The following is a 25696-nucleotide window of genomic DNA, read 5'->3' on the forward strand; positions in this document are numbered from 1 at the left end:
CAATTTCGTCGCCCGAGTTGGGATCTGCACATTCGAGCAGGTCCGAGCGTCGCGGGCGGATCAGTCGAACTGCGCGAGCGCCTTGATCACACTGTCCAGATGGTCGCGCATCGCCTGCTCGGCGGCGGCCGCGTCACCCGCGATGACGGCGTCGACGATCGCGAGATGTTCGCCGAGGGAGACCTGCGGGCGGCCCGGCAACAGCGCCACCTGGAACTGGTGCCGGACGATCTGGGCGTTGAGCCGGGAGATCAGATCGGCGGCGGCGGCCTGACCGGCGATCTCGCGCAGCACGGCGTGCAGTTCGTGATTGAGGCTCGAGTACTTCAGCGGCTCGCCGTCGCGCACCGCGGTCGACAACCGATCGGAGTAGTCGCGCAGCCGGTCCTGATCGGCGGGGGTGGCCCGTTCGGCCGCCTTGGCCGCGATCAGGCCCTCCAGGACCTTGCGGCACTCCAGGATCTCCACCGCCTGCCGGCGCGACACCGCGCGCACCCGGGCGCCGCGGTTGTGGATGCGCTCGATCAGGCCCTCGGCGGTCAGTTCGTCGATCGCGGAGCGGACGCTGCCGCGGGTGACCCCGAACTGCTCGACGAGTTCGGCCTCCACGAGCCGCTGCCCGGGAGCCACCTCGCCGGCCCGGATGGCCCGCCGAAGCCGTTCGGCGGCAATGGCCTTGCCCTGCGTCCCGCGTTGCAGCTCGCGAATATCCGACACCGACACGTCTTGGTGCTCCCCACGATCACGTTTTGTAGGCAATTATGCCAAATTTTTTGGCAACAATTCACCGGGTCATTGCCGGCGTGCCGCGCATCACACCGCGGCGAGCCGGGTATCGGGCCGGTGCGATATCACCGGACGGTTTGTGCCGGTGCGGTCACCGGGTCGAACGGGTGGTCCGCCCAGATTCGCGCGGACGCCTGCTCGGGATAACGGCCGACGCCGGACACGATATCGAACAGCCGGGTCTGTTCCGCCTCCGGCCCGTACGCGGGCCAGCCGGGAGAACCGTTCGCGGCGAACGCGATCCACGCGTCGCGCAGTTGCTCGCCGAGTGCCGTGGCGGCGGGATCGGGGCGACCGGTGCCGAATACCAGCGGCACCTCGGCGCCGTGCCCCGATCCGCCCACGGTGCGTTCGTCGCGGAATTCGTACAGATAGGACGTACCACCACCGCGGGTGTGTGCCCGCGCCAGGAACAGGCTCGGCATCCGGTAATAGAAATCCGAATGCACGATCTCGTACAACTGCCCCTCGCCGATACCGGGATAGGCCGCGCGGTAGGCCCGGATCCCGTCGGCCACCGGCGCGAGCTGCCGCAGCGCCTCGTCCGTGCGGACGGCGGCCACCTGCTGGATCGCGCCGGCCAGGTACACCCGGTACTCGTCGCGGGTGTGACCGGTGATCAGCGGGATGTCCCGGCTCGCCCCGCGGGCCAGCGCGTGATGCGGGGCCTCGGGCAGGACGGCGCCGTCGACCACGGGATGGAAGACCGTGACCGCCACGCCCGGACCCCAGCGGGCCCGGTTCCCGGCGCCGTCGCGGGCCGCGGCCCATACCGCCGCCCCCAGCGCGGCCGGTGACAGCGCACCCAGATCCGCGGTGGTGGCCTTCCGATTCAGCCGGGCGGCAAGCACATCCGCGATATCGCGGGCCAGTTCGGGCCGCTGCGACGACAGCGGGACGCTCTGGCAGATCGCGCCGTGGAACAGCCCCGCGGCGGCGGGCATGGCCAGCAGGCAGGCGATCGAGCCGGCCCCGGCCGACTGCCCGAACACCGTGACCCGCCGCGGATCACCGCCGAAGGCCGCGATGTTGTCGCGCACCCAGGCCAGCCCCGCGACCTGGTCGAGCAGTCCCCGGTTGTCCGGGGCGCCGGCCATGTGCAGGAAGCCCTCCGCGCCGACGCGGTAGTTGAGGCCGACCACCACGGCCCCGCGCGCGGCGAGGTGGCGGCCGTCGTAGGCCGGCAGGCTGGCCGCGCCGCCGGACCAGGCGCCGCCGTAGATCCACACCAGCACCGGGAGGCCGCGGGCCCGCAGATCCGGCGACCACACGTTGACGGTGAGCCATTCGTCCCCGGCGGCACCGGAATTCGCGGCGATGTTCTGCACGCTCCCCGACACCGGGGGCGGCGGCGGCCCGAACTCCCCGGCGTCGCGCACCCCGAGCCAGCCCGGATGCGGCGCCGGGGCCCGGAATCGCCGCTCCCCCACCGGCGCCGACGCGAACGGGATCCCGCGGAACACCGCGATCTCGCCGTCCATCCGGCCCCGGACCACCCCGGTACCGGTCCGCACATGCGGTCCCGTCGCCGGCCGCGGTGCGGCCGAGGCCGCCAACACCGAGGCACCCGCCACGGCACTCATTCCGAGAAACCGGCGGCGGTCGAATCCCTGCGCGCTCCCCCAGCGCGGCCGCCGGTTGCCCGACACTTCACACCATCCTGCATACATACGTCCGAACCGCCCGATTCTGATCGATCCGGCGGCGGCCGTCCAGCCCGATTCGCCGGGCCGCCGGGGTCGCACCCGGCCGACCGGGCGATTTCCCGATCCGGCGAATCAGCTGTTCACGAGCGTTTCATCGGCCCGACCCCGGCCGTTGTGGCGCGCCGCGCGGTCGGTCCGATCACGATGTCCGATCGGCCGGGACTAGGTCCCGGGACCGGACAGCAGCGTGACCGCCGAGACCGCGGTGGGTCCGCCGAGGTTGTGCGCCAGGCCGATCCGGGCGCCGTCCACCTGGTTGGCGGCCTCGCCGCGCAACTGCTGGAACAGCTCCACGCACTGCGCGACGCCGGTGGCCCCCGGCGGGTGGCCCTTGGTCTTCAGGCCGCCGCTGGGATTGACCGGGAGCGCGCCGCCGACGGAGGTCACACCGGCCTCCAGCAGCTTGTAACCCTCGAACCGGTCGGCGAATCCGAGATCCTCGTAGCTCATCAGCTCGATACCGGTGAAGTAGTCGTGCACCTCGGCGACGTCGACATCACCGGGGGTCAGCCCGGCCATCGCGAACGCCTGCCGCGCGGCGCGCACGGTCGCCGGGAAGGTCGTCATGTCCCGCTTGTGCTGGTGCATCACCGAATCCAGGCCCAGGCCCACCCCGCGCACCCAGACCGGGCGATCGGTGTAGCGGTCGGCCACCTCCGCCGCGGCCAGCAGGACCGCCGCGGCGCCGTCGCTCTGCGGGGCGCAGTCGTAGAGGCCGAACGGGGACACCACGGTCGGGGCGTTCAGCACCTGTTCCAGGGTGATCTCGAAACGCAAGCGCGCCTTGGGATTTCGCACACCGTGCCGATGGTTCTTCACCGCCACCTGAGCCATGTGCTCGCGGGTCGCGGGCGACTCGTGCAGGTAACGGGCCACGTGCAGGGCGAATCCGGCGGGGGCGATCAGGCCCAGCGGGTAGTCCCAGGCCTGGTCGCGGGTCATCGCCTCCCACTCCCAGACCAGATTCTTCGACGGGGTCTCCCGGACCTTGTCGGCGCCGACCACCAGCGCGACATCGAAAGCGCCCGAGGCGATTCCGAACAGGGCGTTGCGGATCGCGTCGTTGCCGGTGGCACAGGAGTTCTCGATGCGGGTGACGGGAATGTCGGGCAGCCCCAGCGCATCCGCGAGGATGCCGGAGGCGAATCCGTCGGTGGTACCCATGGCCCCGAACCAGGCCGCCTGCACATCCGACTTGGCCAGGCCCTTGTCCACGCTGGCGGCGCACTCGGAGTACGCCATCGGCAGCAGATCCTTGATGCCCAGCGCGAAATGCTCGGCGAACGGCGTCATTCCGGCGCCGACGATGGCGACCTTCCTCACGGGGCTCCCTCCAGCTCGGGTTCGAACGCATACCCGTAATCGGGCACGCCGGAGCGAATCGCCACCCGGCGCAACACCATCCGGCCGCGGTCGCCGATGCCGACGACGCCGGGATCGGCGCCGGTCACCTTCACCAGCGCGCGCACGCCGACCTCGTCGAGTTCGACGATCACCAGCGAATACGGGCTGCGCAGTCCGGGCACCGGAACCTGCACGGTGACACCGGTGTACACGCTGCCGGTGCGCGGCAGCGGCACCAGCGTGTAGTCGGTGCTCAGGGTGCCGTCGCCGCCCACCCGGTAACGCGGCGGGAAGTCCAATTCTTCACTGCCGGAATGCTTTCCGGCCTCCCAGCGCACCTTCGCCTCGAAGGCCCGCTCGTAGGCGGCCAGCGAGATCGGGATGTCGCCGCCGGGTACGACATACCCCTCGGGCACCGACCGCGCGGCGGGCTCGTGCCGGTGCACGACCGGGACGCCGTCGGCGACGGTCACCCCGGACAGGCTGGCCTGCTCGATACCGGCCAGCAATCCGGTCTGCCCCCATTCCGCCATCGCGGCCAGCGCGAACAGTCCGGAGCTGGCGCCGAGGGTGGGCAGCCGGGCCGGTTCGCCGACGCACAGCGCCGCCGCCTCCCGGTGTTCCACCCCCGCGACCGCCGCGGGGGTGTCGACCCAGGCCGCCGTGAGCGAGGCGATCAGGCCACGCTCGTGCAGCAGTCGCGGATCGCCGTAATCGTGGATACCGACCGCGTTGCGGGTCCGGACCGGCAGGCTGCGCGCGATCCGGGCGGCGGTGCGTACCTGCAGTCCCCGCTCCCCCACCAGCGCGGCGGCGGCGCCGGCCGGTTCGGTGTCCACCCCGATGATCAGGGTGCGGGGGCGGGCGGAACTGAGCGCGTCGAGCGTGGCGGGCGCACCGCCGAGCCGCTCGGTCACCTCCAGTTCCGGGTCCAGGCCGAGCCCGGCCAACAGGACCGCCGCGTTGCTGCTCTCCAGCAGCGGCAGATCCCGGCTGACCAGGACGACCCGTTCCGCCGTGGCGCCGGCCAGCGCGGCGCGCCCGGCCTCGACGGCGAGGGTGATGGCATCCTCGTCGTCACCGGGCACGCGCGCGTGCGGGGCGCCCCAGCAGGGCAGATAGGTACCTATCGAAGCGATGTACGGCATGGCGGCTTTCTCCGGCGGACTAGGTGATCGCGCCCGCGGTCTTGAGGGCGATGATCCGGTCCCAGTCCAGGCCGAGTTCGAGCAGGACCTCCTCGGTCTGGGCCGCGAATTCCGGCCCGGGCCGCAGGTCCGGCGCGGTGACGTCGAACTGCACCGGACTGGCGACGAGCGTGAGATCGCCTGCCTGCCGGACGAATTCGTTGGCCCGCACCTGCGGGTCGTCGACCGCCTGCAGTGCGTCCTGCACCGGCGCCCAGGGGCCGGACAGGGTCGCGAGCTTCTCGGTCCACTCGGCGAGGGTGCGCGAGCCGATGGCCTCGCGCAGGATCGCCACGCCCTCCTCGGTGTGCTCGGCGATCGAGGCCGCGGTGGCGAACCGCGGGTCGTCGGCGAGTTCCGGGCGGTCGATGTGCCGGGCCACGTCGGCCCAGAACTTGGTGGGCTGCAACATGACGAACGACAGGTACCGGCCGTCCTTGGTGGCATACAGCCCGGACAGCGGATTGGTCGGCGCGCCGTGCGAACCCACCGGCGGGGCCTGCAACGGCTCCTTCACATAGGCCGACAGCGCGATGGTGTGACCCATCGACCACAGGCCGCTGGACAGCAGCGACACGTCGACCACCGAGGGCTCGCCGGTGCGTTCCCGCTTCAGCAGCGCCGCGGCGATACCGCCGGCCAGGTTGGTGCCGGAGATGGTGTCGCCGAAGGCCGGACCGGGCGGGTTGATCATGCCGTCCACGTTCGGCGGCGTGATGGTGGCCGCGACCGAGCCGCGGCACCAGTACGCGGTCATGTCGAAACCGCCCTTGCCGGACTCCGCGCCGCGCGGGCCCAGCGCGCTGCCGCGCGCGTAGACGATCTTCGGGTTGACCGCGCGGATGTCGTCGACGTCGATCCCGAACTTGGTGCGGTGCGCGGGCAGGAAGCTGGTGAGGAACACGTCGGCGGTCTTGGCCAGCTCGTGGATCACCGCCCGTCCCTCGGGATTCGACATGTCGACGCCGATGCTGCGCTTACCGCGGTTGGCGTGCTCGACGTTCGGGTTCGGGTCGCCCTCGACCTTGAACTTGCCGATCTGCCGCAGCCCGCGCTGCGGGTCGCCGGTCACCGCGTGCTCGACCTTGATGACGTCGGCGCCCCAATCGGAGAGCACCGCGCCGGCCGACGGCACGAAGCCGTACATCGCGACCTCGAGGACGCGAATCCCGGCGAGCGGACCGCTGCGCTCGGGCTGTTCGTTGTCAGACATTCTGGGCCACCTCCGCCAGGGCCTTGATCTCAAGGAACTCTTCCATACCGGCGACGCCGCTCTCCCGGCCGATCCCGGACTGCTTGAATCCGCCGAAGGGCACGTCCGCGGCGAAGTAGTTGCCGCCGTTGATGCTGAAGGTGCCGGTGCGGATGCGCCGCGCCACCGCCTTCGCCCGCTCCTGATCGCCGGAGAACACGCCGCCGGACAGGCCGTACTGCGAATTGTTGGCGATCGCGACGGCGTCATCGTCGTCGTCGAACGGGATGACGGCCAGCACCGGGCCGAACACCTCCTCCTGCGCGATCTCGCTGTCCGGGTGGACGTTCGCCAGCAGGGTCGGCTGGTAGAAGAAGCCCGGCTCGACCTTCTCACCGCCGAAGGCCAGCGTCGCGCCCTCGGCGACCGCGCGCTGGACCAGGCCGTCGACCTTGTCGCGCTGCCGCTCGCTGATCAGCGGGCCCATATAGGTCTTCGGGTCGTGCGGATCGCCGTACCGGACCATGCCGAAGTTGGCCTTGACCAGCTCGACGATCTCGTCGTGATGCTGCCGCGGGACCAGCATGCGGCTGGTGAGCGCGCAGCCCTGACCGGCGTGGGTGACGATGGAGAAGCCGACGAACTGCGCGGCCTGCTTGAAATCGGCGTCGTCGAGCACGACCGCCGCCGACTTGCCACCCAGTTCCAGGAACACCCGCTTGAGGGTATCGCTGGCCGCCGCCATGATCTTCCGGCCCACCGGGGTGGAGCCGGTGAAGGTCACCGCGTCGACGGCCGGATGGGTGGTCAGCAGCTCGCCGACGGCGATCTCGGTGCCGCCGAGCACGTTCACGACACCGGCCGGGATATCGGTCTTCGCGATGATCTCGCCGAGGGCCAGCGTGGACAGCGGGGTGTCGGGGGCGCCCTTGAGCACGACCGTGCAGCCGGCGGCCAGCGCCGGGGCCAGCTTGGCCAGCGCCAGCTGGTGGGGGTAGTTGTAGGCGGCGATCGCGGCGACCACGCCGCCCGCCTCCTTCTCCAGCCAGCGGTGGTGCTTGGTGCCGCGCACCTCCACGACGCCGAGATCCTCGGTGAAGGAATAGGTCTTCAGCAGATCCGCGTAGTAACGGACGATCTCGATCGGGATCTCCAGCTGATTTCCCTTGGTGAGCACCACGGTGGCGCCGACCTCGGTGATGGTGAGCTCCCGGAGTTCCTCCAGGTCGTCGCGCAGCGCCTGATACAGCTGCTCCAGGCAGTGCTGCCGGAAGGCGGCGTTCGTGGACCAGTCGGTGGTGTCGAAGGCGCGTCGCGCGGCCAGGATCGCCTGCTCGGCCTGTTCGACCGAGGCATCCGGCGCATATCCGAAGATCTCACCGGTGGCCGGATTGATCGAGGGGAACGTGCGCTCGGCGGTGACCAGTTGTCCGTCGATCAACAGCCGCTTCACCACATCCTCCGGCGCCGCACTGATCGCGGTATCGGCCGAGGTAGCTGCCGCTGTGTCCTGAGATGGCATCCCGTCTCCTCCAACATGGAAACATCATTCTCGTTATTGGAGAATGATACATTCGTCTGCGGCGGACTCTAGCAACAATCCAGGACCCGCGACACCCCAGCCCATGACCTCCGATTTCACCGTCGCCGCAGATCTGCGGCCACCCGACGGCGAGATTGCTACAGCCCTTGCGTAGCCATTCCGCGCGAGAGTACGGTTCTCACATCCGAAAGGGAGATTCTTGTGATCGACACTACAGCACTGAGCCCCGCCTTAGGGGTGGAGGTGACCGGCGTCGACGTCCTCGACGACGCCGTGATCACCCGGTGCCTGGAGGCGCTGAAATGGCGCGGCGTGCTGCTCATCCGCGGCCTGCACCTCGACGACGAGGCACAAGTGGCGTTCAGCCGCAGGCTCGGCACCGTGCTGGCGCCGCACGGCCGCGAGGTCTTCACCGTCTCCCTGGATCCCGCCAAGACTCCCGCCGCCGATTATCTCCGGGGCACGCTCTGCTGGCATATCGACGACACGACCAACGACGTCCCGGCGAAGGCGACCATGCTCACCGCGCGCCACGTCGCGATGATCGGCGGCGGTACCGAATTCGCGAGCACCTACGCCGCCTACGAGGCGATGACCGACGAGCAGAAGAAGCGCTACGACGGCCTGCGCGTGGTGCACAGCTTCGAGGCCGCGCAGCGGCTGGTCAATCCGGAGCCGACCGACGCGCAGCTGGCCGACTGGCGGCGGCTGCCCACCCACGAGACCGATCTGGTGTGGCAGCGCGCCGACGGCCGCCGCTCCCTGGTCATCGGCGCCACCGCCGACCACATCGTGGGCATGGAACCCGGCGAGAGCCGTGAACTGCTCGACGAACTCCTGGAGTGGACCACCCAGGAACGTTTCCGCTACACCCACGACTGGACCGTGGGCGACGTCGTGATCTGGGACAACACCGGCATGCTGCACCGCGCGCTGCCGTACGACCCGAAATCCGAGCGGACCATGCATCGCACGACCATCGCTGGAGAGGAAGCTTGGGCATGAGTGGGAAGACTGCCATCGTCACCGGCGGTGCGTCGGGTATCGGCGCCGGGATCGTCACGCGGCTGCGCGCCGACGGCTACAACGTCGCCATCCTGGACCTGAACCCTTCGGAGAGCGACGATTTCGCGTATCGCGCGGATGTGACCAACCCCGAGGAGATCGCCTCCGCGGTCACCTCGATCCGCAGCAAGCTGGGTCCGGTCACGGTGCTGGTCAACGGCGCCGGGCTGGAGAAGTACCGCCGCTTCCGCAACCTCAGCTTCGAGGAGTGGCAGCGGATCATCGACATCAACCTGCACGGCGTCTTCCACGGCGTGCAGGCCGTTCTGCCGGACATGCTCGAGGCCGGCTGGGGACGCATCGTCAACATCTCGTCCTCCAGCACGCATTCCGGCCAGCCGTTCATGGCCGCCTATGTGGCGGCCAAGTCGGCGGTCAACGGCCTCACCAAATCCCTTGCGCTGGAATTGGGTCCGCACGGGATCACGGTGAACGCGGTGCCGCCGGGGTTCATCGACACCCCGATGCTGCGGCGTTCGGAGGAGAAGGGCCTGCTCGGCGGCACCATCGACGACCACATCGAGCGCACCCCGGTGCGCCGGGTCGGGCGCCCCTCCGACATCGCCGCCGCCGTCGCCTTCCTCGTCTCCGAGGACGCCGGGTACATCACCGGGCAGATCCTCGGTGTCAACGGCGGTCGCAACACGTAACCCCTTATCCCACCGAGCTTTTCGGGTGGGACAGCCCAAGAGAAGAACAAGGAAAGGACAAGCCGTGGGACGCGTTGAGGGCAAGGTCGCCTTCGTCACCGGCGCCGGGCGCGGTCAGGGCCGCAGCCATGCGGTCAAGCTGGCCGAAGAAGGCGCGGACATCATCGCCATCGACATCTGCAAGCAGATCGAGACGATCCAGTACCCGCTGTCGCGACCGGAGGATCTCGAGGAGACCGTGCGTCTCGTCGAGAAGACCGGCCGCCGGATCCACGCCGAGCAGGCCGACGTCCGCGAGGCCGCCGCGCTGAAGGCCGTGCTGGAGCGCGGTGTCGCCGAGTTGGGGCACCTCGACATCGTCGTCGCCCAGGCCGGCATCGCCGGTATGAAGGGCGAGCCGGCCTGGCAGGCCTGGTCGGACGTCATCGACACCAACCTGATCGGCGTCATCAACGCCGTGCAGGCCGCGCTGCCGTACCTGGACGAGGGCGCCTCCATCATCGCGACCGGCTCCACCGCCGCGCTGATGGACGCCTCCAACAAGCCGCAGGTCGGCACCGATCCGGGCGGCGTCGCCTACATGGTCGCGAAGCGCCTGCTGTCGCAGTACATCAACGACATCGCCACGCATCTCGCCGCGCGCAAGATCCGGGCCAATGTCGTGCATCCGACCAACTGCAACACCCCCATGTTGCAGAGCGAGCCGATGTACCAGTCGTTCCGGCCCGATCTGGAGCACCCGACCAAGGAGGACGCGACCCCGGCCTTCTATGTGCAGCAGGCGATGCCGGTGCCGTGGATCGAGCCCGAGGAGATCAGCAACATGGTGCTGTTCCTCGCCTCCGACGAGTCCCGGTTCGTCACCGGTACCCAGCAGCGGGTCGACGCCGGTGGTTACCTCAAGTGGTACGACTACCACGTCTAGGAGAGATGGATGAAGGTTCGTGTCGATCCGGAGCGCTGCCAGGGCCATACGCTCTGCGCCATGATCGCTCCGAAAGCGTTCCAGCTCAGTGAAATCGACGGTCATTCGACCCCGGTGAGCGAAGACGTGCCCGCCGATCAGGAGGATGCGGTCCGCGAGGCCGTGCACTCCTGCCCGGAACAGGCCATCTCCATCTACTGAGAGAGGAAAAGCAGTGACCGTGGAGAACGGCCCCGCCGTGACCGAGCAGGCCGCACACCGACAGCCGACGTTCCATTTCGATCGGCACACCGCGGAATATCGTGAGCAGTTCGGCGATATCACCCGCGACATGCAGGAGAAGTGCCCCGTCGCGTGGTCGGAGACCTACGACGGGCACTGGGTGGCCGCGGGCAACCGCGAGGTGTTCGAACTCGCCCGTTGCCCCCACGTCTCCAACGAGAACGATTTCGACAACACCCGCCGCGGGTACAAGGGCATCTCGATTCCGACCCCGGCGCGTGCCCGTGGCGTGCGCGGCGGGATCCTCGAGATGGACGGGTCGGAGCACCGCGAGCTGCGCGGTGCGCTGAACCCGTATCTCTCACCGGCAGCGGTGAATCGGTGGATTCCGTTCGTGGACGAGGTCGTTCGCGCCGCTCTCGACGAGAAGATCGAGAGCGGCCGGATCGACTTCGTCGACGAACTGGCGAACATCGTTCCGGCGGTGCTCACCCTGGCGATGCTCGGCATCCCGCTGAAGAAGTGGGTCGTCTACAACGAGCCGGTGCACGCCGCCGTGTACACCCCGCCGGACTCGCCCGATATCGATCGGGTCACCGCCCTGCACGCCGAGATGGGCCGGGATCTGCTCACCAATTACTTCGAGGTGAAGCAGAATCCGCGTCCGGGCATGATCAAGGCCGTCGCCCAGTCCACCATGAACGGCGAGCCCCTCCCCGACATGGAGGCCCTGGGCATGCTGGGCCTGATCATCGGTGGTGGTTTCGACACCACCACCGCGCTGACGGCCCACTCCCTGGAGTACCTGGGCCAGAATCCGGACAGCCGCGAATTGCTCAGCAAGGAACGGGATCTGATTCTGGACTCGGCCACCGAGGAGTTCCTCCGCTACTACACGCCCGCCCCCGGCGACGGTCGAACCTTCGACGCCGACGTCGAGGTCGCGGGCAAGGAGTTCAAGGAGGGCGAGCGGCTGTGGCTGTCGTGGGCCATGGCGAACCGGGATCCCTCGATCTTCGAGAACCCGGACGAGATCGATCTGGAGCGGAAGGGTAACCGCCACTACAGCTTCGGTCTCGGCGTCCATCGCTGCATCGGGTCGAACATGGCCCGCATGGTGTTCAAGCGGATGCTGCTGGCCGTGCTGGACCGGATGCCCGACTACGTCTGCGACGAGGAGGCGACGGTGCACTACGACACCATCGGCGTCATCCAGGGCATGCGGCACCTGCCGGCCACGTTCACCCCGGGACCGAGAATCGGTGCCGGACTGGACGAGACGCTGGAGAAGCTCCAGCAGATCTGCGACGAGCAGCAGCTCGCCGAGCCGGTGACCGTCCGCAAGGACCAGGCACAGATCTGATCCGCCCGCCCCGCTGTCGCCGCGTATCCCGTTGCGGCAGCGGGGCGATCCGTGCACACGAGAGGAGACGACATGGCCGACGCATCGGGGCGTCCCCTGCCGCAGCTGACCCTGCAGAACGAGTTCTTCTGGACCTCGGGCGAAGACGGGCAACTGCGCATCCAGGAATGCCTGTCCTGCAATTCCCTGATCCATCCGCCGCAGCCGGTGTGCCGGTACTGCCACGGACACGAGATGGGCATACGGGTCGTCTCCGGCACCGCCACCCTCGCCGGATTCACGATCAACCACCGGTTCCCGCTGCCCGGGGTACCGACCCCGTTCGTCATCGCGCAGGCCGCGCTCACCGACGATCCGCGGGTCCGGTTGACCACCAACATCATCGACGCCGACCCGGAGCAGCTCGAGCTCGGTCAGCGGCTCGAGGTCGTCTTCGAGCAGCACGAGGACGTGTGGCTGCCGATGTTCCGGCTCGCCGCGCAGCAGCCCGCGCAGCCGGATCCGTTGCCGCGCGACGAGATCGAGCCCGGTGACTTCGGCAAGCACATCCGGCCGATGCTGCGGCAGGAGAAGTTCGAGGACGCCGTCGCGCTCACCGGGATCGGTATGTCGCAGATCGGCCGCCGGCTGATGCGCCCGCCGCTGGCGCTGACGGTCGAGGCGTGCGAGCGCGCGGTCGCCGACGCGGGCCTGACGATGGCCGATATCGACGGTCTGGCAACGTATCCCGGCGGCGGCGAGATGGGCGGCTTCAACGAGGGCGGCGTCACCGCGCTCGAGTCCGCGCTCGGCCTGCGCCCCACCTGGCACAACGGCGGTATGGAGAGTTTCGGCCCCAGCGGCTCGATCATCGCCGCCATGATGGCCGTCGCCACCGGAATGGCCCGGCACGTGCTGTGTTTCCGCACGCTGTGGGAGGCCACCTTCACAGACCTGATGCGCCAGGGCAAGATTCGCGGCGGCCGCGGCGGCCGCACCGGCAGTTACCTGTACCCGTTCGGCGCCTCGTCGGCCGCGCACACGCTGGCGATGAACGCGCAGCGGCACTTCCACCGGTACGGCACCACCAAGGAGACCCTCGGCTGGATCGCGCTGAACGCCCGCGCGAACGCCGAGCTGAATCCGACCGCGATCTACCGGGATCCGATGACGATGGACGACTACCTGTCCGCGCGCCCGGTCACCTCCCCGTTCGGCCTCTACGACTGCGATGTGCCGTGTGACGGCGCGGTCGCGGTGATCGTCTCCGCCGTCGACACCGTCGCCGACCTGCCGGTGAAGCCGATCCTGGTGGAGGCGGTCGGTACCCAGATCGTGGAGCGCATCGACTGGGACCAGTCGACGCTGACCCACGAGCCGCAGGTGCTCGGCCCCGCCGCGCACGTGTGGACGCGAACCTCGTTGCGCCCCGACGATGTCGACGTCGCCGAACTCTACGACGGCTTCACCATGAACGCGCTGTCCTGGCTGGAAGCCCTGGGGTTCTGCGGGATCGGCGAAGCGAAGGACTTCCTCGAGGGCGGTAAGAACATCGCCCGCGACGGCCGGATCCCGTTGAACACCCACGGCGGCCAGCTGTCCCACGGCCGCACCCACGGAATGGGCCTGCTGCACGAGGCGATCACGCAGCTGCGCGGCGAGGGCGGGGACCGTCAGGTCGCCGACGCGCGCGTGGCCGTGGTCTCCAGCGGCGGTCTCACCCCCGGCGGGGTGCTGCTGCTCAGAGCGGCGGATTCGTGACCCGCACCACCGTTTTCACCCCCGCGCAGAGCGCCGACGTCGCCGTGTACTGCCGTGGCCGCCGCACCCCCGACCGGGTGCCGACTCGGAGGACCCCGTGACGATCACCGACACCGAGCTACCGGTGCCGATCAACGACGACCCCACTCGCATGGTGGTCGACGTCGACGGCATCCCGATCTCGGGCCTGTTCGCCCCCGCCGCCGATCCCCGCGCCGTGGTCGTCGCCCTGCACGGCGGCGCAACGACTTCCGCGTACTTCGACTGCCCCGGCCATCCGGAACTGTCGCTGCTGCGGACCGGTCCTGACGCCGGATTCACCGTGATCGCGCTGGACCGGCCGGGCTACGGCAGCTCGCTGCCGTTCGGCGAGCAGGTGGCCGACGGACAGCTCCGGGTCGATCTGATGTTCGGCGCGGTGGACCGGATCCTCGGCGAATTGCCGCGCGGCGCGGGGCTTTTCGTCCTCGCGCACTCGGCCGGTTGCGAACTGGCGGTGCGGATGGCCGCCGACGCCGGCCGGGGCGAGGGCCTGCTGGGCCTGGAACTGTCCGGCACCGGACGCGAACGCCAGCCGATCGCCGACGAAATCCTCTCCGTGCGACCGCGTCCGGACAACGTGAAGGTCGGCAAGCTGCTGTGGCAGCCGGGCCGGCTGTATCCGCCGGAGCACGTCGGCGGCGCGCTGATCGGCTCGAACGGCCCGCGCTACGAGGGCACCCTCGTGAACGAGTGGGCCGGGGAGATCTTCCCGGTACTGGGCCCGCGGGTGCGGGTCCCGGTGCGCTTCACCGTCGCCGATCACGAGCAGGTGTGGCGCAACGATCCCGCGGGCATGCCGGCGGTGGCCGAATTGTTCCCGGCCGTACCGCGATTGGTGTTCGCCACCCAGTACGACGCGGGCCACAACATCAGCGTCGGCCGGACGGCCACCGCCTACCACTTGCAGGCACTGGCCTTCGCCGAGGAGTGTGTGGTGGCCCGGGAGTCCGGGGAGAACGCCGGTCCGGCAGAACAGTTCGGCGCCACGGCGCCGGGACGGAGGAGTTGAGGCAATGCACGTCACGGATGTCGCGCTGCTGCTGATCCGCGTGGTCGTGGGGATCACCATGATCGCGCACGGGGTCAACCATTGGGTCGGCGGCGGCAAGATCGCCGGTACCGCACGGTGGTTCGGCGGCCTCGGCCTGAAACAGCCGGTGCTGCAGGCCTGGTTGAGCGTGCTGACCGAGGTCGGCGCGGGCGTACTGCTGATCGCCGGCCTGCTCACCTCGTTCGCGGCCGCGGCCGTCGTCTCGGTGATGCTGGTCGCGGGCCTGCTCGCGCACCGGCCCAACGGATTCTTCGTATTCAAGGAGGGCTACGAGTACGTGCTCGTACTCGCCGTGGTGTCGGTCGCGATCGGCATCCTCGGGCCGGGCTGGCTGTCGCTGGACCACGCCGCGGGTATCGAGATCACCGGCTGGGCCGGCGGCGGTATCGCACTGCTGCTCGGTGTCGCCGGGACCGCGGCCCTGCTGGCCACGTTCTACCGCCCGCAGCCCAAGGCCGCGGCGAACGAGCCCGCGGCTCAGTAGTGATCGGGTGAACGCGCTTGCGGCACCTATTGTTCGGATGTCAGGAGGACAGCTGATGCGGGTCGGATTCATCGGCCTCGGCAGCCAGGGCGGGCCGATGGCGCGCCGGATCGTCGAAGAAGGTTACGAGACCACCCTGTGGGCGCGCCGCCCGGAATCGCTCGAGCCGTACGCCGATACGGCGGCGAAGTCGGCGGCCACCCCGGCGGAGCTGGCGGCCGCCAGCGATCTGGTGTGCCTGTGCGTGGTCGCCGACACCGACGTCCGCGCGGTGCTCGAGGGTGAGAACGGCGTACTGGCCGGCCTGCAGCCGGGCGGTATCGTCGCCGTGCACTCCACCGTGCACCCCGACACCTGCCGCGAACTGGCCGACAAGGCGGCCGCACAAGGTGTTTCGCTCATCGACGCCCCGGTCAGCGGCGGCGGCATCGGCGCGGCCGAACGCCGCCTGCTGGTGATGGTCGGCGGCCCCGACGACGTGGTGGCGAAGGTGCGACCGGTCTTCGAGACCTATGCGAACCCGATGGTCCACCTCGGTGGCATCGGCTCCGGTCAGGTCGCGAAACTGCTGAACAACCTGCTGTTCACCGCGAACCTCGCCACCTCCGCCACCGCCCTCGCCCTCGGCGAGTCGCTCGGTGTCGACCCGGCCAACCTCGGCAAGGTCATCTCGCACGGCACCGCGAACAGCTTCGCCCTCGGCCGCATCGTCGACGCCGGCGGCACCCTGGACCGCCTGGCCCAGCACGCCGGCGGCCTGCTCCGCAAGGACGTCGGCCTGATCGCCGAACTGGCCGAGAGTGCCGGCGCCACACCGGGAGTCGTCCTCGACGCCGCCGACGCGACCCTGGGCCTGATGAACTACCCGCGCTGACCCGTGCCCGCCCCGCCTCCCCCCGGACCCGGCCCGGGTGCCGCGGCGATCCCTGCTGCCACCATCGCTTCCGCCCCGGCGGCGGTCACCCGAGGGCAGTGCTCACCACTCATCGACGAGGAGACGATTCACATGCGACTGGGATTCGTAGGCGCCGGCCGCATGGGCCGGCCGATGGTGGACCGGCTGGTACAGGCCGGCCACGATGTCCACGTGCTGGGCCGCTCACCCGAGAGCCGCACCGCCCTGGCCGATTCCGGCGCCGTGGTGCACGCCACGCTCGCCGACGTCGCCGCGGACGCGGACGTCGTCCTGGTCTGCGTCTTCACCGACGGCCAGGTCCGGCAGGTATGCGTCGACGACGGCCTGCTCGCCGCCATGCGCCCCGGCGCCACCCTGGTGGTGCACACCACCTGCAATCCCCGCACGGTCGAGGGTCTCGCCGAACACGCTGCCCGGCACAGCGTCTCGGTGACGGATGCCGCCGTCAGCGGCGGCCCCCACGACATCGCCGCGGGCCGCCTGACCATCCTCGTCGGCGGCGACGAGGCCGCCTTCGACGCGGCCCGCCCGGCCCTGTCCGCCTACGGCGACCCGGTCCTGCACGTGGGCCCGCTCGGCCACGGCCAGCGCGTGAAACTCGTCAACAACGCCGTCTTCACCGCCAACATCGGATTGCTCTCCGCCGCAGTCGATCTCGGCAAACAGCTCGGCGTCGACGAGGCCACCCTGCTGTCCGCCCTCCCCCACGGCAGCGCCGCCAGCCGCGCCCTGCTGGGCGTCGCCGGAAAGGGTTCGGTCGCAGCGTTCTTCGATTCCGTCGGCGAATTCGTCCGCAAGGACATCGCCGTGGTCCGCAGCGTCACCGCCGACCTCGGCACCGACCTCGGCGTCCTCGACACGGTCATCCCGGCCGACTCCTGACCGGCGCGGCCGGCAGCGCCCAGCTCGGCCGGACCATCACCCCACGCGTGCTGGCGTGTTCCGGCAAGCGCCGAAGAACGCCCGCAGATCCGCGACCAGGAGATCGGGAGCCTGCCGTGCGGCGTAGTGACCGCCGCGATCATGGGCGGTGAAGGCCAGCGGACCGGATGCGGATGCTCGGCAAGGACCCGATCGGACGGCCAGTCGCCGGCGATCGCCCGCGGCGAGTGCTTCTTCGCGATCGGATGAGCGAGCCCGACTCCGGCTCGGACCTCGCCGGCGTGCGCACCAGGGCCGTACGGGCCGAGGACGGCTGGCGGATCATCGGCACCAAAGGGTGTGGACCTCCGGGCCCATCTTCATCTGCCTGGCCTGCAGCCGCCCGCTGGACCGTGAGCACCGGCACGACGGGCTCTCCCCGTTCATCGTGGATCTGTGTTCCCCCGCCGTGGACATCCGGCCGATCATATAGATGACCGGGTCACACCAACCGTGCTCGGCACCACTACCGAAGGCGACATCGCCGAATTCGCCGGCGCGCTCACGGATGCCGCCGCGCCACCGGAGAACCGGAAGCTGGTCGACGAGGCCGCGTTGCAGCGGCCCGGATTCACTCTGCGGGGCGGCACCAACAAAGTGCGGGGTCATCGCACCAGGCGTCCACCCTCTGCGACGACACGCTGTGGCACCAGCTCGGTGAGCTCGGCCTCACCCGCCCTCACCGGGCCCGAGCAGCCGACGGGAGCGGCGCGGGCTGGTACGAGGCCGCGGAACTCCTGCGCGCAGCCGCTTACCACGGTGTCGCGCGCCCCTGGCCGAACACGACCTGCTCGCTGCTGGACACCGCCGGGCTCGAGACCGACGACGCCCGCCGCATCGTATGTGTCCTCGAAAGCGGTACCGCCACCGATTGTTCCCTGCGCGTCCTGGGCCGACCGTGTGGTCGCCGTCCGGGCCGAGAACGGCAGCCGGCGAGTCGCCGAGTCGCCGACATCGGCATCGCCGGCGAACCACGGGACACAGTATCCGGCGCGGCACTGTCCGGCACCGAGATCCCGGAAACCTTGGTGCACCAGCTTTTCCTGCGCGGCGCGCTCGGCCGCGGCCCGCAGGTGTGCGCCGTGCTCGACCGAATCCTCGAATCCTCCCATTACCACCAGGGATGGCGAGTGAATACATAGGCGAGCACCTGTGCGACAAGTTCGTCGAGGTCGATGGCACTGGTATCGAATACCGCGACTCCGGATCGCGGGTGAAGGAAATCGCTTACTGCCGCATCAGCCGCATCCCGTTCGGCAGCTCGAATTCCACCTTCGCAGACGTCGGTACGGCGTGCTTGCGCCTCCCGGTCGACCACGAGCAGGATTTTGACTTCGGCGTCGGGCACGACGACGGTTGTCGCATCACGCCCGTCGATGACGATGCCGCCGTACTCGGATACGGCTTGCCGTACGATCTCCCGCTGCCGCGTGTTCATGATTTCCCGGACTCCGGAATGCCGAGCAATCATCGGCACAACGCTGCTCACCTCGGCGGTTTTGAGCTGATCGGAAACATCGTAGCCGGCCAAAGTAACCGCGGTATTTCCGTCTTCGAACGAAACGAAGACCGGATAGCTGCCCGCAGCGACGACCGTCGCGCCGTCGGCATTATCGAGCGAGAGGCCCTGAGTGACACACCACAGCGCAAGGGCCCGATACAGCAGACCGGCATTGAAATAGGGAATCCGGAGCCGTTGCGCCACAGAGGTACACACCGACGACTTGCCGGTTGCGACACCCCCGTCGACCGCGATGACAAGGCGGGACCCGCTACGACGTGGTTGAATACCCACCAGAAGAGTGTAGTTCACGCAGACACTCTTCGAGAGTCGAAACAATCTGCATGACAGCAGGATTCGGCCCGGACAGCGTTCCCTACCGACCGGTTCCTGCTACACTTTGCCATTCGCCGAGAACCCAACGGTAGGACACCGACCATGTCGAGCAGCGACCGAATAGCTGCAGTGCGCGCGATCGAATCACAACAGTTACTGCTGCCACTCGACGATCCATACAAACCCGTACGGTCTGATCCCATCATGGCAGTCGGCGACGGTCCGGTGATCTCGGACCCGTCGTGCATCTTCTGTCGCCATGCAGATCCCACTGTCAACACGGTCGTTCGCCGCCGTGGCACGATGTACGCCCGCTGGGACAATTTTCCGGCCAGTCGAGGACATATCGAAATCGTACCGTTCAGACATATTCTGTCATTTTTCGACATGTCCGAGCGGGAAACACGAGATCTACATATTCTTGCACAATCCATGCGCAAAAAGCTTGATTCCATGTTCTGCCCGGACGGATTCACCATAGGCGTCAATGACGGATCGGCCGCGGGACGTACCGTACCTCATCTTCATCTCCACATAATTCCACGGTGGTACGGAGATGTTCCGGATCCGCGCGGTGGGATCCGGCAGGTATTCTCCGACTGCGACCCGGATTCCTGGAGCTAATATCTTTCCGGTTTGACCGCTATGGCGAGAAGCCAGTCATTTCGAGACGGTCCGGTTATTCGAATCCGTTCGAAGCCGGCCCGCAGTAGCCAACCGTTCAGCTCCGGCCTGCTGGTATAGGTGAAGAACCGGCCATCGCCGCGGCGTTCACTTCCCCGTCCCTCCTTCATACTCAAGCCGATCGGTGCTCCGGGCCGCAGTATTTCGAAGCACCGTGACACAACCGCGGGGATCTCGTGTCGCCGCAAATGCAGCATACTGCCACATGCCCATATCCCACCGGCCGAGCCGCGTGCGAACGGCAGAGCAAGCAGATCGGCGTTGACACCGAGAACCCGTCGCGACATATCTGCCTCGACGAGACATCGCCGCAACAGTGCGGGACTTGCGTCGACCGCTATCACGGAGTGCCCCGATTCGACTATCCGCCGCGCATCTCTGCCCCCACCTGAGCCCAGATCAATAACGGTCGAATCGCTCCGCAGGAAATTCATGAATTCCATCAGGTCCGCTTCGAGGCCATGGAAGAACTCGAAAGAACCGGTTCGCTCGATGTAATGTGCGGCATTGGTTTCGTACCACGACAGGGTGTCGCCGTCCATGTCACATCTCGTCGAATCCGTGCGCCTGCATCCGCAGGGCCAGTTCATTCAACAGTTCCGGCACCTCGGATGAGGCGAGAGCGAGATATTCGCTCTTGGCGTCGAAGCTCAGGCAGCCGCGGAAATTATGGTTATTGTCCCGGATCGGCGAAGCGAAAACCGCACCACGATGACGAACCCGCTGGAACTCGTCCCATGCCAACCCCATCACTGCGGCATTGCCCTCCGCAGCTCGCAGGGCATCGAACGCCGCCTCGGTATTCGCGACCGCCGCGAGCTTCTCCGCATCGAATGCCGCCTCGGTATTGTTCTCCCAGCACATGCCCACGACACCCTGCCCACGCCTCGGCTCGAACTTGCGAAGCACGATATTGCCGCCGAGTCGATAGGTGGCGACGCGGTGCAGCCGCCTCTCCCCGAGCGGCCCCCACGGCCGCTTCATCTGCCATGCGTGCAAACCGAAATCTTCGAAATGGGAACCTTTCGTCACGCGGTCCGCCTCTCGGATCATCTTTCCGAACTGGACGAGCACCTCCCGCTCGAGTTGCGTACGCCGACCGACCAGGCTCCGCTGCGCCCGAGCAGCGAAGGGGCCGAGGGTGAAGACTGCCGCAACAACCAACAGCACCGGTATGAGCACCGGCACGCGGTCGGTCACGTCGGCCCACAGTCGTTGATCGGGAAAGCTCTGGCTCTTGGCAGCCAGAACCGCCAGCGCCGCAGTGGCAATACCCTTGTCCCAAGCGGCAGCAACCTTAGATCTCAACACCGATTCCTATCGATTCCACCAGCGCACAACGAACCTTCATCTTCGGGCGACGCGGATGCTACCGCAGCGGAGTGACCGGTACCACATGGCGACCAGCCGGTTTACCACACGCCTCGCAGTATCAGCGTGTGATACGTCAATAATGTTAGTACGCAACAGATTTCGTGAGCACGATCGACACCCAGCTGTTAGGCTTGTCCGGGTGGGGCCAACTGAATTTTGTGACAGATCGGACCTGTGTGCCGAGTTTTCCGGGACCGCGGATACCGAATTCTCGCGCACGTATCCCCGGACCGGGCGATACCTGGCTGCGACGGCCGACAGCGTAGCGGTCGTCGATCTTTCACCGCTGGTCGTGGGGCATGTACTGGTTTGCCCTCGGATGCACTATTTCAGCGCCGCCCAAGCGATAGCAGATCCCGAATGCGACTTCAAGATGTTCCTGGTCGGGTTTCTCAAAATATACGCGGACATTTTCGGACGATTCGTAATACTCGAACACGGATCGACCGAAGCGATGCGGTCGGCCTGCATCAGTCACGCGCATCTTCATGTACTGCCACTCGCACTCGAACCCATGGTCGAGCGCATGACCGACGACGGGCTGCCGCTCTCAATACTGGACGGTTGGCAAGAAGTAGCTGGTTTGTGCATCGACCGGTTGCCGTACTATCTTGCCTCCGATGGGGAACGATTCTTCGTCGCCCGGCCACAGCGACGCATGATCAGCCAGTATCTCAGAGTAGTAGCCGGGGCGAGCATCGCAATTCCTCCGGAGGAATGCGACTGGGCAGTTGTGGTAAGGCGAGAACTTTTTCATCGAACTATTCATTGCTGGGCGACCGGAGTCGCCACCGAAGGAGCTGTGTTGTGACGATATACGCACCGACTGCGGAAAGCCCTCTTGACGAGCCGTCCAAGATTTCGGAGATAATCGTGCCGGCCATGGGCGTCGAGAAGTCGCATACGGTTCTGGACAACGGCGCCAGTGCCCGACTGCTCCTGGGTGTTGCCGCGCAGGATGACTGCGCTGCGTTCCGACTCGGTGGAGATCAAATTCTGGTGGCCGGATCCGATTATGTTCGCGGACCCAAGTTCAGTCTCTACGAGAGAGGGTTCATGACCAATTACGATATCGGCTGGTATCTCGCGGGAGCGAATATCAGCGATATCGCGGCCATGGGCGCGATACCACTTGGACTGCTGTCGGTCGTGCGCTATCCAAAAAATCTTCCGGACAGTGACTTCCTCCAACTGGTCGAAGGGATTCGCGATGGCGCGCGCGCGGCCCAAGCGCTCAACGTCGGTGGCGATATCGGCAGTGCTGAGCGAATCATCTTGTCCGCCAGTGCCTTCGGTGTTGTCGAGCCCGGAAACTTGCTTGTTCGTACAGGTGCCCGGCCGGGCCAGTTGCTGTGCATCACCGGGCCGACCGGACTTGCCGGCAGCGCCATGAAACTTGCCAATGCCGGGGAAAATATCGCTTGCGACGAGTACTCGTCACTACTCGCAAAATGGCAACGAGTCAGCCCGCGGGTGGCGCACGGCAGAATTTTTGCGCGCCATCCGGCGGTAACTTCTTGCATCGACACCTCGGACGGACTCAAAGGTGCGGTGGAGACACTGTCCCGCGCCAGCGGGGTCTCTATCACCCTCGATGAAGGCCAATTGCCGGTCCAGCATGCAGTACGGCGAGCCGCCGTGCGCTTGAACTGCGATGTGCTCGACCTCTTGTTCGGTGACTCCGTCGACTTCGAATTGGTGGCGACAGTCGATGCGCCCGCGCTTGATTCCCTGGCGGCGGAATGCGCGCGGTCCGGCCTCGATCTCCATGTCATCGGCCGAGTGGAATCCGGATCCGGCTCGTACCTGCTCCGAGACCAACAGGCGACCGATATTCCCGGCGCCTCCTGGCGGCATGTATGACGTTCCGGCCGTGACAGCCCTCGAATGCGTATATTCGATCAGCAGTTGCGCAGTCGCTGCACCAGTTCCGCGGTCTGATCGGTGTCGAGGCCGGTCGGTGGGTGGAAGGACAGGCGGGTCAGCAGGCCGCCGAAGCGTTGCGCGACCAGGGCGGGTAGTTCGTCGAGGGGGGCGATCAGGGCGAAGGCGTTCAGCATCTCGTCGGTGATCAGCGGCGGCATATCCTGCCAGCGGCCGGATTTCGAGAGGGCGGTGAGTTCCTCGTTCACGCCGTCCCAGCCGTGCAGTTCGAAGATGCCGCGGTAGGACGGGGTGGAGGCGTAGAAGGCGATGCGGGCGCGGGTTTTCGGGATGCCCTCGGTGATCTGCTGGTCGGTGCCGGTGACGACGAACGGGGTGGCGAGGATGTCGAAGCCGTCGAGGCTCGCGCCGGCGCGCTCGCGGCCGGCCCGCAGGGCGGGCAGGGTTCGTTCGCGGATCCAGCGCGCGGTGGTGAAGCCGTGGCACAGGAAGCCGTCGGCCACCTCGCCCGCGACCCGGGTCATCGCCTCGCCGACGCCGGCCAGCAGTACCCGTGGCGGGCCGTATTCGTGGTGTGGCGGAACGAAATCCGGTGGCATCAGGGTGTGCCGGTAGTACTCGCCTCGGAAGTCCAGGGCGGTGCCGTCGGACCAGGCCGACCAGATCGCGCGCAGCGCCAGGACGTATTCGCGCAGTTGCGGCGCCGGTCTGCCCCACGGCATCCCGAATCGGCGCTGCACGTGTGGTTTCACCTGGGAGCCCAGGCCGAGGTGCAGGCGGCCGCGCGAATGTCGTTGCAGGTCCACCGCGGTGTAGGCGAGGGTCATCGGCGAGCGCGCGAACGCCACCGCGATCGAGGTGCCGATATCGATGCGCTCGGTGACCTCCGCGGCGATCGCCAAGGGCAGGAACGGATCCCCGTTCAGTTCACCGGCCCAGAGGCCATCGAAGCCCGCGGCCTCCACCTCCCGGGCGCGGGCCGCGGCGCCGGTCAGGCCGCCGAAGGTCGTATCTATCCGCATCGCGTCACACCGGTTCCAGGCCGTCGACCCGCAGCAGCGAGCCGGTGGTGTACGAGGACGCGTCGCTGGCGAAATACAGTGCCGCGGTGACGATCTCGTCCGGATAGCCGAACCGGCCCAACGGGGCGCCGGGTACCTCCGCACCCGGGGTCGCCCAGCCCTTGGAGATATCGGTGTAGAAGCCGCCGGGCGAGATGACGTTGAAGCGCACCTTCGGCGCGAATTCCTGGGCGAAGGCCACGCTGATCGCGTTCAGCGCGGCCTTCGATCCGGCGTAGGGGCCGAAATTCGGCGACGGCCGCAGCGCGCCGCTGCTGGAGATGCTGATCACCGATCCCCCGTCACCCGCGGCCATCCGCTCCGCGATCAGCGCCGACAGCCGGAACGGGCCCTTGAAGTTGACCGCGACGACCTTGTCGAACAGGTCCTCGGCGGTCTGCGCCGACGACGGCGCCAGCGGCGACAGGCCGGCGTTGTTGACCAGGATGTCGACCCTGCCGAAATATTCGTAGGCGCGGTCGGCCAGCGCGCCCAGATCGTCCCAGTGGCCGACGTGGCAGGCCACCGGCAGTGCCCGGCGGCCCAGCGCCGTAACCTCGCGCGCGACCGCCTCGCAGGCCTCGAGTTTGCGGCTGGCGACGACCACGTCCGCGCCCGCCGCGGCCAGCCCGAGCACGATCGCCCGGCCGAGCCCGCGGCTGCCGCCGGTCACCAGCGCGACCTTGCCGGTCAGGTCGAACAACTGGGCCGGTGACCTGGTCACCTCCGGTCGCGTCCGCTCGTCGGCCATCGCTCCTCCTCACCGGCCGCCGTCGTGACGTCCACCGTCGACGCTATGAGAATCTTGCTCTCGTCGTCAAGAATGCAGTTCTGGACACCGATGAGACCGCCGGGCATGATCGCTGTGACATCCGAATCGCATTCTCCGCGGAGGTGGCCGTGTCCGAACCCCTCGTCCTGGTCGATACCGCCGATCGCATCGCGACCGTGACGCTCAACCGTCCCGGGGCCCGCAATGCGCTCAGTCGCGCACTGTCCCGGCAACTCTGGGACGCGGTGGCCGCCGCCGACCGTGACCCCGACGTGGACGTGGTGATCCTGACCGGCGCCGATCCGGCGTTCTGCGCGGGCGTCGATCTGGCCGAGGCGGCCGCCGGGCGGCCGCCGCAGCCACCCCGGCCGGCCGGTACCGGACCGGAGCGCACCAGCAACGGCCTCTACCGCTTCCTGCCGGTGACCGAGAAGCCGATCATCGGCGCGATCAACGGCGCGGCGGTCACCGGCGGCCTGGAGGTGGCATTGCAGTGCACCTTCCTGGTGGCCTCCGAGCGGGCCCGGTTCGCCGACACCCACGCGCGCGTCGGTGTCATGCCCGGCGGCGGGATGACCGTGCTGCTCGCCCGCACGGTCGGCCTGCGCCGCGCCCTGGAGCTGTCGCTGACCGGCAACTTCCTCACCGCCGACGAGGCGCTGCGGCTGGGCCTGGTGAATCATGTGGTGCCGCACGAGGATCTGCTCCCGTTCACCCGCCGGCTGGCCGCCGACATCGCGGGCAACGACGGCACCGCCGTGCGGCTGCTGTTGCAGCACTACCGGCGCCTGGCCAATACCGCCACCCTCGACGAGGCGCATCTGCTGGAGGGGATCCTCGCCGAAACCTGGGCTCCCGGCACCGATCTCGTCGCCGAGCGGCGGGCCGGGGTGACCGCGCGCGGCCGCGCCCAGACCGGCCGCGGCTGACCCGAGCGCAGTCGCGAC

General features: G+C 68.1%; 25 protein-coding genes and 1 pseudogene. 15 read left to right on the forward strand and 11 right to left on the reverse strand.

Features of this window, described 5'->3' with window-relative positions:
* Positions 1-60: 60 nt before the first annotated feature.
* The 6 genes from G361_RS0113750 to G361_RS0113775 form a co-directional block, all read right to left on the reverse strand.
* Positions 61-723, reverse strand: coding sequence for a GntR family transcriptional regulator (locus G361_RS0113750; protein WP_019927664.1), 663 nt, complete (start codon positions 721-723; stop codon positions 61-63).
* Between the two features lie 128 nt (positions 724-851).
* On the reverse strand, positions 852-2369 hold the full coding sequence (locus G361_RS0113755; protein ID WP_052172662.1) for a carboxylesterase/lipase family protein: 1518 nt from the start codon (positions 2367-2369) through the stop codon (positions 852-854).
* Between the two features lie 285 nt (positions 2370-2654).
* Positions 2655-3815, reverse strand: coding sequence for a thiolase C-terminal domain-containing protein (locus tag G361_RS0113760; protein WP_019927666.1), 1161 nt, complete (start codon positions 3813-3815; stop codon positions 2655-2657).
* Entirely contained in the window at positions 3812-4984 is a 1173-nt protein-coding gene (locus tag G361_RS0113765; protein ID WP_019927667.1) for an OB-fold domain-containing protein, read from the reverse strand. Before G361_RS0113765 ends, G361_RS0113760 begins: the two co-directional genes overlap by 4 nt.
* A 19-nt stretch (positions 4985-5003) precedes the next feature.
* Positions 5004-6236 carry a CaiB/BaiF CoA-transferase family protein gene (locus tag G361_RS0113770; RefSeq protein ID WP_019927668.1) on the reverse strand — a complete coding sequence of 411 codons (1233 nt, stop codon included), beginning with the start codon at positions 6234-6236 and terminating at the stop codon, positions 5004-5006.
* Positions 6229-7737 carry an aldehyde dehydrogenase family protein gene (locus tag G361_RS0113775; protein WP_026343006.1) on the reverse strand — a complete coding sequence of 503 codons (1509 nt, stop codon included), beginning with the start codon at positions 7735-7737 and terminating at the stop codon, positions 6229-6231. Before G361_RS0113775 ends, G361_RS0113770 begins: the two co-directional genes overlap by 8 nt.
* Positions 7738-7959: 222 nt before the next feature.
* Between G361_RS0113775 and G361_RS0113780 the strand changes: the two genes are divergently transcribed.
* From G361_RS0113780 to G361_RS51805, 11 genes and pseudogenes are all read left to right on the forward strand, one after another.
* Complete coding sequence (locus G361_RS0113780) at positions 7960-8763, forward strand: TauD/TfdA family dioxygenase (RefSeq protein WP_026343007.1); 804 nt, start codon at positions 7960-7962, stop codon at positions 8761-8763.
* A complete protein-coding gene (locus G361_RS0113785; RefSeq protein ID WP_019927671.1) occupies positions 8760-9473 on the forward strand; it encodes an SDR family NAD(P)-dependent oxidoreductase in 714 nt (237 codons plus the stop codon). Before G361_RS0113780 ends, G361_RS0113785 begins: the two co-directional genes overlap by 4 nt.
* Before the next feature lie 64 nt (positions 9474-9537).
* Positions 9538-10398 carry a mycofactocin-coupled SDR family oxidoreductase gene (locus tag G361_RS0113790; RefSeq protein ID WP_019927672.1) on the forward strand — a complete coding sequence of 287 codons (861 nt, stop codon included), beginning with the start codon at positions 9538-9540 and terminating at the stop codon, positions 10396-10398.
* A 9-nt stretch (positions 10399-10407) separates the two neighbouring features.
* Positions 10408-10599 carry a ferredoxin gene (locus tag G361_RS0113795; RefSeq protein WP_026343008.1) on the forward strand — a complete coding sequence of 64 codons (192 nt, stop codon included), beginning with the start codon at positions 10408-10410 and terminating at the stop codon, positions 10597-10599.
* A gap of 13 nt (positions 10600-10612) precedes the next feature.
* Positions 10613-11983, forward strand: a complete 1371-nt coding sequence (locus G361_RS0113800) for a cytochrome P450 (protein ID WP_019927674.1) — start codon at positions 10613-10615, stop codon at positions 11981-11983.
* Between the two features lie 72 nt (positions 11984-12055).
* A complete protein-coding gene (locus G361_RS0113805) occupies positions 12056-13723 on the forward strand; it encodes a thiolase C-terminal domain-containing protein (protein WP_019927675.1) in 1668 nt (555 codons plus the stop codon).
* A 97-nt stretch (positions 13724-13820) separates the two neighbouring features.
* Positions 13821-14774 (forward strand): alpha/beta hydrolase, encoded by a 954-nt coding sequence (locus G361_RS43570; RefSeq protein WP_019927676.1) that lies wholly within the window; start codon positions 13821-13823, stop codon positions 14772-14774.
* A gap of 4 nt (positions 14775-14778) precedes the next feature.
* Positions 14779-15300, forward strand: coding sequence for a DoxX family protein (locus G361_RS0113815; RefSeq protein WP_019927677.1), 522 nt, complete (start codon positions 14779-14781; stop codon positions 15298-15300).
* Positions 15301-15355: 55 nt separating this feature from the next.
* Positions 15356-16174 carry an NAD(P)-dependent oxidoreductase gene (locus G361_RS0113820; RefSeq protein ID WP_019927678.1) on the forward strand — a complete coding sequence of 273 codons (819 nt, stop codon included), beginning with the start codon at positions 15356-15358 and terminating at the stop codon, positions 16172-16174.
* Between the two features lie 111 nt (positions 16175-16285).
* Complete coding sequence (locus G361_RS0113825; protein WP_304412515.1) at positions 16286-17098, forward strand: NAD(P)-dependent oxidoreductase; 813 nt, start codon at positions 16286-16288, stop codon at positions 17096-17098.
* 207 nt (positions 17099-17305) lie between these two features.
* A pseudogene (locus G361_RS51805) lies at positions 17306-17561 on the forward strand (acyl-CoA dehydrogenase family protein); the annotation flags it as partial.
* 687 nt (positions 17562-18248) lie between these two features.
* Here the strand turns inward: G361_RS51805 and G361_RS0113840 are convergent.
* On the reverse strand, positions 18249-18932 hold the full coding sequence (locus tag G361_RS0113840; protein ID WP_196814476.1) for a d(CMP) kinase: 684 nt from the start codon (positions 18930-18932) through the stop codon (positions 18249-18251).
* Positions 18933-19076: 144 nt separating this feature from the next.
* On the opposite strand from G361_RS0113840, the gene G361_RS48300 reads away from it, so the two are divergent.
* Positions 19077-19598: an HIT family protein gene (locus G361_RS48300; protein ID WP_196814477.1), complete on the forward strand. Its 522-nt coding sequence runs from the start codon at positions 19077-19079 to the stop codon at positions 19596-19598.
* On the opposite strand, the gene G361_RS48305 is transcribed toward G361_RS48300, so the two are convergent.
* Both G361_RS48305 and G361_RS0113845 read right to left on the reverse strand, forming a co-directional pair.
* Positions 19595-20200: a bifunctional 2-polyprenyl-6-hydroxyphenol methylase/3-demethylubiquinol 3-O-methyltransferase UbiG gene (locus G361_RS48305; RefSeq protein WP_196814478.1), complete on the reverse strand. Its 606-nt coding sequence runs from the start codon at positions 20198-20200 to the stop codon at positions 19595-19597. The two genes, G361_RS48300 and G361_RS48305, sit on opposite strands and share 4 nt — an antisense overlap.
* A gap of 1 nt (position 20201) precedes the next feature.
* A complete protein-coding gene (locus tag G361_RS0113845) occupies positions 20202-20969 on the reverse strand; it encodes a hypothetical protein (protein ID WP_155981443.1) in 768 nt (255 codons plus the stop codon).
* 202 nt (positions 20970-21171) lie between these two features.
* Here G361_RS0113845 and G361_RS50310 point away from each other — a divergent pair, with 202 nt between their 5' ends.
* Positions 21172-21843 (forward strand): hypothetical protein, encoded by a 672-nt coding sequence (locus G361_RS50310; RefSeq protein ID WP_196814479.1) that lies wholly within the window; start codon positions 21172-21174, stop codon positions 21841-21843.
* A complete protein-coding gene (gene thiL / locus G361_RS43575) occupies positions 21840-22895 on the forward strand; it encodes a thiamine-phosphate kinase (RefSeq protein WP_196814480.1) in 1056 nt (351 codons plus the stop codon). Before G361_RS50310 ends, thiL begins: the two co-directional genes overlap by 4 nt.
* Before the next feature lie 38 nt (positions 22896-22933).
* Here thiL and G361_RS0113855 read toward each other — a convergent pair whose 3' ends face one another.
* Both G361_RS0113855 and G361_RS0113860 read right to left on the reverse strand, forming a co-directional pair.
* Positions 22934-23938, reverse strand: a complete 1005-nt coding sequence (locus G361_RS0113855; RefSeq protein ID WP_019927685.1) for a TIGR03617 family F420-dependent LLM class oxidoreductase — start codon at positions 23936-23938, stop codon at positions 22934-22936.
* Positions 23939-23942: 4 nt separating this feature from the next.
* Entirely contained in the window at positions 23943-24728 is a 786-nt protein-coding gene (locus G361_RS0113860; protein ID WP_052172663.1) for an SDR family NAD(P)-dependent oxidoreductase, read from the reverse strand.
* Positions 24729-24877: 149 nt separating this feature from the next.
* Here G361_RS0113860 and G361_RS0113870 point away from each other — a divergent pair, with 149 nt between their 5' ends.
* Positions 24878-25678: an enoyl-CoA hydratase gene (locus G361_RS0113870; RefSeq protein WP_026343010.1), complete on the forward strand. Its 801-nt coding sequence runs from the start codon at positions 24878-24880 to the stop codon at positions 25676-25678.
* The last annotated feature ends 18 nt before the right edge of the window (positions 25679-25696 follow it).

The organism is Nocardia sp. BMG111209 (assembly GCF_000381925.1).
Taxonomy (GTDB): domain Bacteria; phylum Actinomycetota; class Actinomycetes; order Mycobacteriales; family Mycobacteriaceae; genus Nocardia.